This is a genomic window from Mesorhizobium sp. CNPSo 4670, from assembly GCF_057784235.1.
In genome coordinates this window covers 86380-100243 of sequence record NZ_JBWJFQ010000017.1, presented here as the reverse complement: position 1 = coordinate 100243, position 13864 = coordinate 86380, and the positions used below count along the sequence as shown (strand labels likewise).

Annotated in this window: 12 protein-coding genes; 7 read left to right on the top strand and 5 right to left on the bottom strand. The window is 62.3% G+C overall.

Annotated elements, in window-relative coordinates:
* Positions 1-53 precede the first annotated feature (53 nt).
* Both AC0ZT5_RS25155 and hspQ read left to right on the top strand, forming a co-directional pair.
* Entirely contained in the window at positions 54-1262 is a 1209-nt protein-coding gene (locus AC0ZT5_RS25155) for a UbiH/UbiF family hydroxylase (protein WP_488498635.1), read from the top strand.
* Positions 1263-1440: 178 nt separating this feature from the next.
* The gene (gene hspQ / locus AC0ZT5_RS25150) at positions 1441-1764 is read left to right on the top strand and encodes a heat shock protein HspQ (protein ID WP_167392389.1); all 324 of its coding nucleotides are present in this window, start codon (positions 1441-1443) and stop codon (positions 1762-1764) included.
* A 73-nt stretch (positions 1765-1837) separates the two neighbouring features.
* On the opposite strand, the gene AC0ZT5_RS25145 is transcribed toward hspQ, so the two are convergent.
* Positions 1838-2467, bottom strand: coding sequence for an invasion associated locus B family protein (locus AC0ZT5_RS25145; protein ID WP_095091562.1), 630 nt, complete (start codon positions 2465-2467; stop codon positions 1838-1840).
* 232 nt (positions 2468-2699) lie between these two features.
* On the opposite strand from AC0ZT5_RS25145, the gene AC0ZT5_RS25140 reads away from it, so the two are divergent.
* Both AC0ZT5_RS25140 and AC0ZT5_RS25135 read left to right on the top strand, forming a co-directional pair.
* A complete protein-coding gene (locus AC0ZT5_RS25140; RefSeq protein ID WP_488498634.1) occupies positions 2700-4520 on the top strand; it encodes an extracellular solute-binding protein in 1821 nt (606 codons plus the stop codon).
* Positions 4521-4538: 18 nt separating this feature from the next.
* Complete coding sequence (locus tag AC0ZT5_RS25135; protein ID WP_488498633.1) at positions 4539-5219, top strand: DsbA family oxidoreductase; 681 nt, start codon at positions 4539-4541, stop codon at positions 5217-5219.
* 17 nt (positions 5220-5236) lie between these two features.
* On the opposite strand, the gene AC0ZT5_RS25130 is transcribed toward AC0ZT5_RS25135, so the two are convergent.
* Positions 5237-5686 (bottom strand): hypothetical protein, encoded by a 450-nt coding sequence (locus AC0ZT5_RS25130; protein ID WP_488498632.1) that lies wholly within the window; start codon positions 5684-5686, stop codon positions 5237-5239.
* Between the two features lie 620 nt (positions 5687-6306).
* Between AC0ZT5_RS25130 and AC0ZT5_RS25125 the strand changes: the two genes are divergently transcribed.
* Both AC0ZT5_RS25125 and mgtE read left to right on the top strand, forming a co-directional pair.
* On the top strand, positions 6307-8199 hold the full coding sequence (locus AC0ZT5_RS25125; protein ID WP_488498631.1) for an ABC transporter ATP-binding protein/permease: 1893 nt from the start codon (positions 6307-6309) through the stop codon (positions 8197-8199).
* Between the two features lie 270 nt (positions 8200-8469).
* Positions 8470-9834, top strand: coding sequence for a magnesium transporter (gene mgtE, locus AC0ZT5_RS25120; RefSeq protein ID WP_477288587.1), 1365 nt, complete (start codon positions 8470-8472; stop codon positions 9832-9834).
* 67 nt (positions 9835-9901) lie between these two features.
* Here the strand turns inward: mgtE and gor are convergent, their stop codons facing one another.
* The 3 genes from gor to rpiA all read right to left on the bottom strand — a co-directional run bounded on the left by gor (position 9902) and on the right by rpiA (position 12736).
* Positions 9902-11293: a glutathione-disulfide reductase gene (gor, locus tag AC0ZT5_RS25115; protein WP_488498630.1), complete on the bottom strand. Its 1392-nt coding sequence runs from the start codon at positions 11291-11293 to the stop codon at positions 9902-9904.
* A gap of 116 nt (positions 11294-11409) precedes the next feature.
* Complete coding sequence (locus AC0ZT5_RS25110) at positions 11410-12018, bottom strand: DUF2059 domain-containing protein (RefSeq protein WP_488498629.1); 609 nt, start codon at positions 12016-12018, stop codon at positions 11410-11412.
* Complete coding sequence (gene rpiA / locus AC0ZT5_RS25105; protein ID WP_488498628.1) at positions 12005-12736, bottom strand: ribose-5-phosphate isomerase RpiA; 732 nt, start codon at positions 12734-12736, stop codon at positions 12005-12007. Before rpiA ends, AC0ZT5_RS25110 begins: the two co-directional genes overlap by 14 nt.
* 391 nt (positions 12737-13127) lie before the next feature.
* Here rpiA and AC0ZT5_RS25100 point away from each other — a divergent pair, with 391 nt between their 5' ends.
* Positions 13128-13811, top strand: a complete 684-nt coding sequence (locus tag AC0ZT5_RS25100) for a phosphoglycolate phosphatase (RefSeq protein ID WP_478350690.1) — start codon at positions 13128-13130, stop codon at positions 13809-13811.
* Positions 13812-13864: the final 53 nt, after the last annotated feature.

Genomic DNA, 13864 nt, shown 5'->3' with positions numbered 1-13864 from the left:
ACCGATTGGCAGGGTCGTGTGGCCTGCCTCGCATTGCTAGCCGGAAGCCGATCTTGGAGCATCGAGAAACTGCGCGGATACTGGTTGCTGGCACGGGGCCGGCAGGGCTGATCGCGGCGCTCGCTTTCGCCGATGCGGGTTTCCCGGTGACACTTGTCGGGCCCGAAGCTTCTGCCCCCGATGGCCGCACGACAGCCCTGATGAACCCCGCTCTGCAGGTGCTTGCGCGGCTGGGCGTGCTCGAAGACATCAAGCCCAAGGCGGCGCCCTTGAAGGTCATGCGTATCGTCGACGCGACCCGCCGGCTGATCCGTAGCCCCGTCGTCACCTTCCGCGCCAGCGAGATCGGCGAGGACCAGTTCGGGTTGAACCTGCCCAACAGCGTTCTCAATCCGGCACTCGCCCGCACGATTGCCACGCGTGCCAGCATCGACTGGCGAAGGTCGATGGTGGCGAGCTGGCATCTCGAGGCCGAATTTGCCCGTGCCGTCCTGACCGACGGCAGCGCAGTGGACGCTTCCCTGGCGGTCGCCGCCGACGGACGGCTGTCGCCGGCGCGCCAGGCGGCCGGCATCTCGACCTCGGCTCGCTCCTACCCGCAGGCAGCTTTTGTCCTCAATTTCCGTCATAGCGGCGATCATGCCTTCACCTCGACCGAATTCCACACCGAGACCGGTCCGTTCACGCAGGTGCCGCTGCCCGGCAATCGCTCGAGCCTGGTCTGGGTGGTGAAGCCCGAGACCGCGACGGAACTCGCCGCATTGGACGATGCAACGCTTTCCCTGCGGGTCGAACGGCAGATGCAGTCGATGCTGGGCCGGGTGACGGTCGAGCCGGGCCGGCAGATCTATCCGCTTTCGGCGGTGACGCCGCTGCGTTTCGCGCGGGAGCGGGTGGCGCTTGTCGGCGAAGCCGCCCACGTGTTTCCGCCGATCGGCGCGCAAGGCCTCAATCTCGGTATCAGGGATATTGACGATCTTGTTGGTATTGCTGGTGAAAATCGCACCGACCCCGGCGCTGCCAAGGCCCTTGCAGCCTACGATTTCAAACGCCGCCCGGATATTCTGGCGCGCAGCAGTGCGGTCAATCTGCTCAACATGTCGCTGCTTTCCGACATGCTGCCGGCGCAGATGGCCCGTGTTGCCGGGCTCGGCGTGCTCGTTGGTTTCGCGCCGCTTCGCGCCTTTTTCATGCGCGAGGGGCTTCGTCCCGGCAGCGGCTTTGCGGCGCTGGCCGGCGGCCTGCGAAAGCCGGCGCGCTGATAGCGATCTTCCCAACATTCCGCCAATCCGCGTCCTCGGAAAATGTCGACATTGGCGGCATGCGGCAAAACCTTTTCGCCGCGTCCTGCGTAGCTTCAAGGCGCGACCAAAACGCGTCGGGATTGAATTGATGCCCAGTCTGCGCCAAATAAGTCTAAGGAATTCAGTGGTGAGTACGATGAAAACAGCCAAATTCGCAATCGGACAGGTGGTTCGCCACCGGCTGTTTCCCTTCAGGGGCATCATTTTCGACGTCGATCCGCAGTTCGCCAACACCGACGAATGGTACGAAGCCATCCCGGCCGACGTGCGGCCGCGCAAGGATCAACCCTTCTATCACCTGCTCGCCGAGAATTCGGAAACCGAATACATCGCCTATGTGTCCGAGCAGAACCTGCTCGAGGATCAGTCGGGCGAGCCGGTCCGGCATCCGCAGATCAAGGAGATGTTCGATAAGAGGCCGGACGGGCGCTACGAGCCGAAACGGCAGTCGAGGCATTAACCGACTAAACGACAGGCGCAAAAAAAGCGGGGCATGACCCCGCTTTTTTGTTAGGCCGACAAAAACCGGCTGATCAGTTGGCGGTCTTCGCCTTGTCCTGCTCTTCCTTGAGCTTCTTGGCGAAATCCTGGTTGTTCTTGGCGACGAAGTCCTGGAGCTTCTTCTGCCGGTCTTCGATATCGGACTGCTGCAGCGGCGGGCCGTCATAGGCGCCGCTGAAACCCTGCAGGGCGATCTTGATCGGGTTCTGCTGGTTCTGGAAATTGACCGAGGTCAGCGTGATCGCCTGACCCTTCTTGAAGGCACCGACGAGCTGGTCGGTGAGCGGAACTTCGGCCACGCAACGATCCGGGAAGCAAATGACGTAATCAAGCTTCACGGCCTTGCCGGTATCGATCTGCAGGCCAATGCCGGGAGGCACCAGACGGCCGGTCGGCACCGTCACCTGGAACACCTTGCGGTTCACCTTGCCCTTCAGCTCGATCAGGCTGACGCCGGTGATAAGCTGGCCGTTGCCGGCCGTGGTGATGTTCTGGACGTTGCAGATGTCGACGTCTTCCTGCTTGGTGCAAGCCTTGAACCAGCCTTGCGGAATCTGCTGTTGCTGCTGTGCGGAAGCAGCGGGAAGCCCTGCGCCCAGAAAGCCGACCACGCCAGCGGCCATGACCGACAGGCGGTACGCGTTGCTGTTCAGGCTCGTCATGTCGTGCACTTCCTCTCAAATGATCCCGGGACCGGCTTCTTCGTGCCGTGTGGTCCAGCTACCTGTTGCCAAAATGAGGCAACAGAATGACTTCGGGGGGCGTGTTACACTGCAAGCGATGTCGAATCCAGCCCGCCACTTGTAATTCTTGATGACGCCATTGGCCGGCACGCAGGTGCCTCATGCTAGGGTGCGCACCGAATCATCAAGCCGACCCAGTAAGGAGACGGTCATGGGCCGCGTTCTTGTTTGGCTGATCACCGCGATATCGCTTCTCGCCCTTTCGCATCAGCCGGCCGCGTCGGAGCCGAAGCACGCCATCGCCATGCAGGGCGAACCGGCCCTGCCGCCCGACTACACGCATTTCGACTACGTCAATCCGGACGCGCCGAAGGGTGGCTCGATCACCTATTGCGTCGTCGGCAGCTTCGACAATCTCAATCCCTTCATCCTCAAGAGCCTGCGCACGACGGCGCGCGGCATGATGGACCAGACCTACGGCAATCTCGTCTTCGAGCCGCTGATGCAGCGCAACTACGACGAGCCCTTCAGCCTGTACGGCTTGCTGGCCGACACCGCCGACATGGATCCCGAACGCAAGAGCATCGAGTTCCATCTCAACCCGAAGGCCAAATGGTCCGACGGCCAGCCGGTGACGCCGGAGGATGTGCTGTTCACCTACGATGTCTATACCGACAAGGGCCGTCCACCCTACAGCGCCCGCATGAGCTTGATCGCCAAGCTCGAAAAGACCGGTGACCACAGCGTACGCTTCACCTTCAACGACAAAGCCAATCGTGAGACGCCCCTGATCATCGCGCTGACGCCGATCATACCCAAGCATGCCTTCGACAAGGACACGTTCGACAAGACGACGCTGAAGCCACTGATCGGCAGTGGCCCCTATACCGTTGCGCAGGTACAGCCTGGCCAACGCATCGTTTTCAAGCGCAACCTGGACTATTGGGGCAAGGACGTCCCGGCCAAGCGCGGTTTCGACAATTACGACCAGATCACCATCGAGTATTTTCTCAACGCCAACGCCAAGCTCGAAGCGTTCAAGAAGGGCCTTTGCGCCATCGACGACGACGGCGATCCGGTCAAGCGCGAGCGCGACCTCGATTTTCCGGCTTTCCACAAGGGCGACGTGGTCGCCGAAACCTTCGACACCGGCATTCCGCCCGTGGTGACCGGTTTCCTGTTCAACATGCGGCTGCAGAAGTTCGCCAACCCGGTCGTGCGGCGAGCGCTCGGCATGCTCTACGACTTCGAATGGGCGAACAAGAACCTGTTCGGCGGCAAGTACGCGCGCGCGATGAGCTATTGGCAGAATTCGGAGCTTTCCGCGCTTGGCCATCCGGCTGACGACAGGGAAAAGGCGCTTCTGGCGCCCTACCCCGGCCGCGTGCCGGCCGATGTCATGGATGGCACGTACCGGCCACCGGTTACCGATGGTTCAGGGCAGGATCGCAAGGTGCTGAAAGCGGCCTTCGGTCTCCTGAAAAGCATCGGCTATCACGTGCAGGACGGGACAATGCTCGATCCCGATGGCAAACCCTTTGGCTTCGAGATTCTGGTTGCTTCGCAGGACGAGGAGCGCCTTGCCGGTATCTATCAGCGCACGCTGGAAAAGATCGGCATCGACGTCACCATTCGTAGCCTCGACGGCGACCAGATCCAGTCGCGCAAGCAGCGCTTCGATTTCGAGGCCCTGATCGGATCGAGCGGCTTCAACAATTCGTTGTCGCCCGGCATCGAACAGCTTGGCCGCTGGGGATCCGAAGCGGCCAAGGCCGAAGGCTCGTTCAACCTGGCCGGTGTCGCCGATCCGGCGGTCGATGCGGCGATCGACGCGATGCTGCGCGCGCGTTCAAAGGAAGACTATGTCGCGGCCGTCAGGGTTCTCGACCGGCTGCTGATCTCCGGCAACTACATGGTGCCGACGCAGTACAACACGCAGCAATGGATTGCCTACTGGAACTACCTGGAACATCCGCAAAAGACGCCCATATTTGGGTATCAACTGCCAAGCTGGTGGCGCAAGCCAAACTGAGGATTTCAGGAGATCGAGATGAGTGAGCTGAACGCCATCACCGTCGACGTGGTGTCCGACGTCGTCTGCCCATGGTGCTTCATCGGCCAGAAGCGGCTCGATAAGGCGATATCAGCTGTCGGCGACACCGAAGTGCATGTCCGCTGGCGGCCGTTCCAGCTCGATCCGACCATTCCGCCGCAAGGCAAGGATCGCCGCGACTATATGTTGGCCAAGTTCGGCAGCGACGAGCGCATTCGCGAAATTCATGCCCGCATCGAGCCGCTGGGCGAAGCCGAAGGCATTTCCTTCGCCTTCGACGCCATCAAGGTGGCGCCAAACACGCTCGATGCGCACCGCCTGATCCGCTGGGCCGGTGCCGCCGGCGAAGCCGTGCAGAACCGGCTGGTGCGCCGCCTGTTCCAGCTGAATTTCGAGGAAGGCGTCAATATCGGCGACCATGCCGTTCTGGTCGAAGCGGCGCGCGAGGCCGGCATGGACGCATCCGTGGTCGCCACGCTGTTGCCGACCGAGGCCGACGTCGAGGCGGTTCGCACCGAGATCGCCACCGCCTCGCGCATGGGCATAACAGGCGTGCCGTGCTTCCTGATCGAGGGCAAATACGCGGTCATGGGCGCACAGGACGCCGACACCCTGGCCGATGCCATCCGTCAGGTGGCTGCCGCCAAGGCGCGCGGCGAATTGGAAAAGGTCGGCTGAGACCGGCTACCCTGCCCCTATGCGACGCGAGCCGGCGTCACTTCACGGTCACCTTGGCCTTGCTGATGAAAAATCCATGGCCTTTCGTGGCCGTGCAGGTCAGTCCCTTGGTCGACGATTCGCACGAGAACGGCCCCCGCGCTCCAGCTTTTGCCGTAAGCGAGCTTGGTGACATCGCTGCAGCATGACTGCTCGCCGGGGTTCTTGATCAAAGTCGCCGGCCCCTTGGGTCCCAGGATGATGGTGACATAGCTCGGCGCGACGCGGGAGCAACTGAGTTCCGGGCCGCCGTCCTGTGGCTCATAGGTGCTGGTGCCGCCCTTCGGGGTGTAGATGCAGCTAATGTTGCCGGACGGCGTGTTGAACTCGATCTGGCCCTCGGCGCTCGCCGGAATGCTCTGCTCGGCGGCCTGCGCCAGGGGGTGCCATGCAAGGAGGAACAGGGTTGCGGCTGCGCGTACAAGCATTGGAAGCTTCCTCGTTGGAGAACCGGACATGCATGGGTGCCGACAGTGCCCGGCAAGGTTCATTCCCGAACGAAGCAATTGTCAAATTAGGTTTCTGACCTGACCCTACAGGGCCGGATGCGCAGCGCGGCGCGGCTGCCACAATGACCGTTTCCAGTCACTTTTCAGCCTCCGACAGGGTTAGACGGCAAGCCCGGCGAGGTCACGAACGGCACATTTTCCGAAGATTCGGTCAGTCCGCAGTCGGGAAATTTACCAGTCAATTAGATTTTCGAGTTCACAAACCCGTGTGAAAACCTTCCCTAAGGGAAACTTCACCGATGACCCTCCCGCATCCATCAACAATTTGAAATCAATAGCGATATTCTGTTTTTTCCGATCAATTTGACGGCGTTTCGGTCCTGCAATCTGTTGCCTCGCGGCAACGGTCCGCCGGGGTAATCCCTTTGGCCAGCTTTAAAAATTAATAGAAAATGATCAATTGGTGTTACCATCCGTAACAAAACAAAAAAGGTTTGGGCGGGATCGTGATTCGGGTCGGTAGACCAACGCAAGAGTCAGTACCGGAAAAAACACTTCGCGATGCCGCAAGGCCATCGCATCTGACGCCGGTATCGTCGATGCGTACCTTCTGGGGGCTGATGAAGGCCTACTGGTTCTCCGAGCGCTGGAAGGAAGCCTGGACGCTCACTATTGTCATCGCTCTGCTGACGGCGCTTTCCAGCAAGGCCGGCGTCTGGTTTGCCCTGGCATTGGGCGAGTTGGGCAACTCGATTGCCTTCTTCCACGATGCAGCCAACACCAGCCCGCTGCAGGCAATTCTGACCAATGCCGGCATATTGGTTCTGTTGGTCGTGCTCAAGGATGCCGGCTTCACCGGCGTGCGTGGTCTTGTCTCGGCAACCCTGCACCGAAAGTGGCGTGGCTGGCTGAATAGCCAGTTCAACAAGGCTCTGCTCGACGGCAATCATACCCACTTCCATGCTCAGCATGGTTCGGCGGCCGGCAGTATCGTCGCGCCCGACAACATCGACCAGCGCATCCAGGAATCGATCAAGGACATGACGGGCGGGGCGATCGGTCTCGCCATGGGCGTTCTGGGTGTCGCGACCTCGCTCTACTTTATCGGCGAAAATCTGATCGGATCCTCGGTTGAGGTCAAAGGACTAGAGTTCCTCGGCGGTTATGGCAGCGCAGTGCTGGCCTTCCTCGCCGTCGCCATTTACGTGCCGCTGAACACTTGGATTGCGGTCAAGCTTGGCCGATTGCTTGAGCGGCTCAATATCCGCATGCAGCAGGCCGAGGGCAGCTACCGCAGTGAACTGACAACGTTCCTGCGCCGCAGCTTCCATGTCGCGGCCTCGCATGGCGAAGATGTGCAGAAGTCGATGCACGACAAGCTCTACGTCGATATCGACAAGACTTGGGGCAAGCTCAATGTCGTCAACAGTAGCTACACGTCGTTCGAGCTGATCTACAACTTCCTCGGCGCCCGGATCGTTGCCTATGGTCCCGGTCTGGTGTCGTTCATACACAATCGCTTGGACTACAAGGGCTACATAACCGGCTCTGAAATGGTCGCCCAGCTGATCAGCCAGTGTTCGTGGTTCATCCACGTCATGCCTGCCATCGCCACGCTGCGTGCCAACAGCCAGCGCGTTACCGAACTGGCGAACGCGATCGAGAACGTCCAGCATCCGCAGGCGTTCTACAGCCAGACCGGCCGCTCCGACTTCCATTACGCCAGCCAGAACCCGGTTTTCGGCCTGACCATCCAGAAGCTCGAACTGGCGCATCAGGGCGAGGACGCCACGCCGTTCCTCAGTGCCGCCAATTTGCGCTTCCGGCGCGGCGAATGGACATTCCTGAAAGGTGAATCCGGTTCCGGCAAGACCTCGCTGATCAAGGCGATCAACGGCCTGTGGCCCTATGGTCATGGCACCATCGTCTTCCCCGAAGGGGTGAAGAGCTTCTATGCCGCCCAGGAGGTCAAGCTGCAGCAGGTGACGCTGAAACAGCTGGTCTGCCTGCCGGGCTCCGAGCACAATCATAGCGACGCGGATGTCGCGGCGGCGCTGTACAAGGCCGGCCTTGGCGACTTCATCTCGCATCTGGCCGACGCAAGCCGCGAAGGCAAAAGCTGGGACCAGGTTCTGTCGGGTGGCCAGAAGCAGAAGCTGGTGGTGGCGCGCATCGTGCTGCAGCAGCCGGGGCTGCTGTTCCTCGACGAGGCGACGGGCGCGCTCGACCCCGAGGGCAAGATTGCCTTCCACCAGGCCATCAAGGACAACTGCCCCGATGTCACCGTCATCAGCGTCATGCACGAGGCGGTGGCGCCGAGATCGCTGACCGGCGCAGAATTCTACCACAGCATCGTGGCGATCGCCGACGGCGTCGCCACCAAGAAGCCCCTGGTTCCGACCCTGCCTGTCGAACTCACCACGATTCTTGTCCAGCCAAGGCCGGTCGAGGACAAGTGGCTGCGCTTCTCGCGCCGGCTGAAGCAGAAATAGCGGCAGTTGGATCTCGTGCGGCCGCGCAATGCGGCGGCCGCCGATCACAGTCTCGCGATTGGTGCCATTCGGCGCCGTTTTTCGTCCCACCGCGATTGACTCGGCAAGGCGCGCACCTATCTTGCGCCGGCTTGCCGATAGTCAAACGCGAACCCGCAAGCAGAAAGGTCACAGCGCCATGCCTGGCGACAGTCACAGTCGAACGCAACAGCCGTCCGTCTAGACGTGACCTGAATGGTTCATGTCCTGCCGGACGGCAAGGAGTGAGCCATGAACGAATTTACCCCCGTAGCGAGCGACGAGGCCGTCGCGATCGCCCGTATCCTAGCCAACGATCACGTCGCCGACATTGTCGAGGCCCTGAACAGGGAGCCGCGAGAAAGCGCGACGGAACTGCTTTGTGAAGTGACGTTCGAGCGGCTGGTCGAGATATTCGACCAGCCTGAGCTCGACCGCGCGCCCGAACTCATGGAGGCGCTGCCGCGCGCCAAGGCGGGCAAGCTGCTCACCGCCATGTCGGAAGACCGCGCCGCCGACATCCTGCGCGAGCTGGACGAGCCGGCTCGTTCCGAGCTGCTCGGCGGGCTTGCCCCGCCGCTGCGCGCCACGCTGCTTGCCATTCTGGGTTATCCCGAAGGCAGCGCCGCATCGATCATGACGACGGAGTTCGTCAGCGTGCCGTCGGACTGGACCGTGGGCCGTACACTCGACTACATCCGCAAGGTCGAGCGGACGCGCGAAACCGTCTACGCGATCTACATCGTCGATCCGCAAACGCACCTCCTGATACGGTCGACCGGCCTGCGCCGGCTGATCACCGGGGAGCCGGAGGACTCGATCATGACGGTGGCGCCGGATCGCGCGCCGGTGACTGTCACCCCGCTGACCGATCGCGAAACCCTGGCGCAGACGATCTCGAAATACGATCTGCTCGCCGTCCCGGTCGTCGACCACGGCAAGATCCTCGGCATCGTCACCATCGACGACATCATCGACACGATGATCGAGGAGACGACCGAGGACGTGCACCGTTTCGGCGGCATGGAGGCGCTCGACGAGCCGTACATGAAGATGAGCTTCCTCGCCATGATCAAGAAGCGGGGCGGCTGGCTGTGCGCGCTGTTCATCTCAGAGATGCTGACGGCCAACGCCATGCAGAGCTACGAGGGCGAGCTGGAAAAGGCGATCGTGCTGACGTTGTTCATCCCGCTGATCATGAGTTCGGGTGGCAATTCCGGCTCGCAGGCGACCTCGCTGGTCATCCGGGCGCTGGCGCTGCGCGAGATCGGGCTGCGCGACTGGTGGCGGGTGGCGCTGCGTGAACTGCCCACCGGCCTCGTGCTCGGCGCCATGCTCGGCGTGGTCGGCATCGGCCGCATCGCGCTCTGGCAATATATGGGCTTCTACGACTATGGGCCGCATTGGCCGCTGATCGCCACGACGGTCGGCGCCGCGCTGGTCGGCATCGTCACCTTCGGCTCGCTGTCGGGGTCGATGCTGCCGTTCGCCCTGAAACGCATCGGCTTCGATCCGGCCAGCGCATCGGCCCCGTTCGTCGCCACGCTGGTCGATGTCACCGGGCTGGTGATCTATTTCTCGGTGGCGCTGGTGATCCTGCGCGGCACGCTGCTGTAGCCGTTCCCTAATCTCCAACGTGGCAAGACCCTTGCCACGGTGGAAAATTACATCCCGGCATGGGCGGTCAATGCACCCGCGCGCCGTCCTTCACGCGATAGGTCGGCTTGTACATGGTGACGAGTTCTTCCGCCGCGGTCGGATGCACCGCCATCGTGCGGTCGAAATCATCCTTGGTCAGCCCGGCCTTCAGCGGAATGCCGAGAAGCTGCGCCATCTCGCCGGCATCCGGTCCCAGGATGTGCGCGCCGAGCACTCGCTTCGAAGCGCCGTCGACCACCAGCTTCATCAGCATCTTCTCGTCGCGGCCGGACAGCGTATGCCGCATCGGCCGGAACGTGGCGCGGTAGATCTCGATGTCGGGGAAGCGTTTGACGGCATCATCCTCCGACAGGCCGACCGTGCCGATTTCGGGCTGTGAAAAGACGGCTGTGGCAATGGTGTCGTGGTCGGGCGCCGTCGGATTTCCCTTGTAAGCGGTTTCGATGAAACACATCGCCTCGTGGATCGCCACCGGCGTCAGCTGCACGCGGTTGGTGACGTCGCCGATCGCCCAGATGTTGTCGATGTTGGTGCGCGAGTATTTGTCGACGGCGATCGCACCGGTCTTGGTCATCTCCAGGCCGATGCCTTCCAGGCCCATGTTCTCGGTGTTGGGGATGCGGCCGATGGCCAGCATTACCTGATCGACCGTCAGCACTTTGCCGCCGGTGACGATTGCGTCGAGCCGGCCGTCCGGCCGCTTGCGGATCCATTCCGACACGGAATGGCAGAGGATCTCTATCCCCTTCTTTTCCATTGTCTCGTGCAGCATGCGCCGCAGGTCCATATCGAAGCGGCTGAGGATCTCCTTGCCGCGATAAACCAGCGTGGTGTCGACGCCGAGGCCGTGGAAGATGTTGGCGAACTCGACGGCGATGTATCCGCCGCCCTCGATCATGATCGCCTTGGGCAGCTGCTTGAGATCGAAAGCCTCGTTGGAGAAGATGCAGTGCTCATGGCCGGGCAGCGCCGGATGCGGCGCCGGGCGGCCGCCGGTGGCGATCAGGATCTGGTCGGCGGTGACCGTGCGATCCTCCCCCAGGAGATGCACGACATGCGGATCGACGATCATGGCGCGCGAGTGAAAGGCCTCGCCGCCGGCGCCCTCGACATTCCTCTGGTAGATCGCCTCGAGCCGGCTGATTTCGCGATCCTTGTTGGCGACCAGCGTCTGCCAGTCGAAACTCGCCTCCGGCACCGTCCAGCCATAGCCGGCGGCGTCGGCGAAATGCTCGGGAAATTGCGAGGCATAGACATAGAGCTTTTTCGGCACGCAGCCCCTGATGACGCAGGTGCCGCCATAGCGGTATTCCTCGGCGATGCCGACGCGCTTGCCGAGCGCCGCCGCCACGCGCGCTGCCCTCACCCCGCCCGAGCCGCCGCCGATGACGAAAAGATCGTAGTCGTAACCGGCCATCTGGCGGCTCCTCAAGCTTCAGAAATCCAGTGACAGGTAGGCCGCCAGGCAGCAAAAGAAAAGCCCGGACAAGCCGGGCTTCATCGATGGCCGCAAGGCCATTTGGAAACGCAAGATCAGTTCTGCGTGTCGTCTGCCGGAGCCGAACCATCGGCGGGTGCGGCGCCATCCGCAGGCGCGGCTGCGTCCGCGGGTGCTGCGGCAGGGGCTGCCGGCGCCTTGGCCTTGGCGGCCGCGGCCAGCGTCTCGCCGACCTGCTGGGCGAGATCGCGCGCGAGGCCGTTCTGCCAGATGTCGGCTGCCTTGACCAGTTCGCGGGTCACGGTTGGGCCGCTATCCAGCAGTTTCTTGCCCGAATCGGAACTGTAGAACGCGGCGATATCGGTCAGTTCTTTTTCGGAGAATACTTTTGCGTAGGCGAGTGCGGCTTCCTTCTCGAGGTCGGCGCGGCGCGAGGCCAGCGCCAGCGCCTTCTCGTTGATGGTCTTGCCGATCAGCTCCTGCATGTCCGGGTTCTTCTGGATGAGCTGCGATTCGAGCGCGGCTGCCGCCTGCGGCAGGATGTTGTCGAACGGGTCGGTCGCGTGGATCGCCGCGACCGCCGCGCGGGCGGCCTTCAGGTGCGAGTCCGTGACTTCTTGCGAAAACGCCGGCGAAGAGAGGGCGAAAACGGCCATAGCCGCCAGAACGGCGCAAAGGCTGCGAACCCGGTTATGCAACATCATGATCGGTAGAACTCCCTGGTTTTCGGGCGGCATGGACAGTTTGGATACCGTCGCCGCCGGCGATGATGGCCGCTGACGCCAGCCCGATGAAAAGACCATGCTCGACCACGCCCGGAATGGCGTGGAGAGCATTCGAAAGCGCTCTTGTATCCGGAATGCGGCCAAAAGATGCATCGAGGATAAAATGGCCGCCGTCTGTAACAAAAGCCTGGTCCCCCGTCATCCTCAATATGACCGGACCGGAAAGACCGAGCTTTTCAGCCGCCGCGCCGATCGCGATTTCGGTCGCGCGCAGGCCAAACTTATTGACTTCGATTGGCAGTGGAAAACGGCCGAGCGTGTCGACCATCTTCGACTGGTCGGCAATGACGATCATACGCTGCGAAGCGGCTGCGACGATCTTCTCGCGCAACAGCGCGCCGCCGCCGCCCTTGATCAGTGTCAGTGCCGGATCGACCTCGTCGGCGCCATCGATTGTGAGATCGAGCTGCGGCGTTTCCTCCAGCGTCGACAACGGCACGCCAAGCTCGCGGCAGAGCGACGCGGTGCGCTCCGAAGTCGGCACGCCGATGATCGTCATGCCGGTGGCGACCTTCTCGGCAAGCAGCCGCACGAACTCTTCGGCGGTGGTGCCGGTGCCGATGCCGAGCCGCATGCCGTCGCTCACATAGGCGAGCGCTGCCCGCGCGGCTTCGACCTTCAACTGTCTTGCATCCATGCCGCTTGCTGCCCCGGAAATTCGCTGCTGGGCTCCTAGCATTTTTGCCGGGCGGGTCAAAGCCTTTGGCAGCGGCGTACGCCCTGGTGACGAGCAGCACGGCTGTTCTGCGCAACGCGCGGTCAGGGGCAATGCGTCCGGCAATTGAGATAGGAATTTTTTCTTGACCTGGTGAAGGCAGCTGTGCTACATTTCTATCCATGGTGCTGATTTGCGCCAACGACCCGCCGCCATGGCGGGTTTTTTCATGTCCGGCGGCAAGCCGCGAAATACCCGGTCCGGCGGGGCTTTCTTGCCAGAACGACCCGCCCCGCTTGCCCTATCCCGCTTGCCTTGACGCGCCGCAGCCGCTATCGCCTGCCACTTGCATGAACTTGGCCCAGGACTGACCATGACTCGCCCGATCATCGTGTTCGACCTCGACGGTACGCTGGTCGATACAGCGCCGGACCTGCTCGACAGCCTGAACCACAGCCTTGCCGCCAGCCACATCGCGGCGGTCGATGAGGCCGGCTTCAGGCGCTTTGTCGGTCACGGCGGCCGCGTGATGATCGAGCGGGCCCATGCAGCCCAGCAGCGGTCGCTCGATGTCGAGGAGCACGACCGGCTGCTTAAACTCTTCCTCGACCACTACACCCTCAACATCCCCGGCAAATCGCGTCCCTATCCCGGCGTCGTCGAGGCGATCGCCCGCTTCGAGAACGCCGGCTATCTCCTGGCCATCTGCACCAACAAATACGAAGCCAACTCGCTGGCGCTGATCGAGGCGCTCGGCCTGACTAAGCATTTCGCGGCAATCGCCGGACAGGACACGTTCGCGTTCCGCAAGCCCGACCCGCGCCATCTGATCGAGACCATCAAGCTGGCCGGCGGCGATCCGCATCGCGCGCTGATGGTCGGCGATTCGCAGACCGACATCGACACCGCCAAGGCCGCCGGCATTCCTGTCGTGGCGGTCGATTTCGGTTACACCGACCGCCATGTGCGCGAATTCGAACCCTCGGCGGTGATCTCGCATTTCGACGCCCTGACGCTAGATCTGGCGCAAAGGCTGATCGCCGCCGCGGGGAACTGACCGGAAAGCAGCCGGCGTCACGTCGAAGACGGGTCCACGGGACAACAATCCGA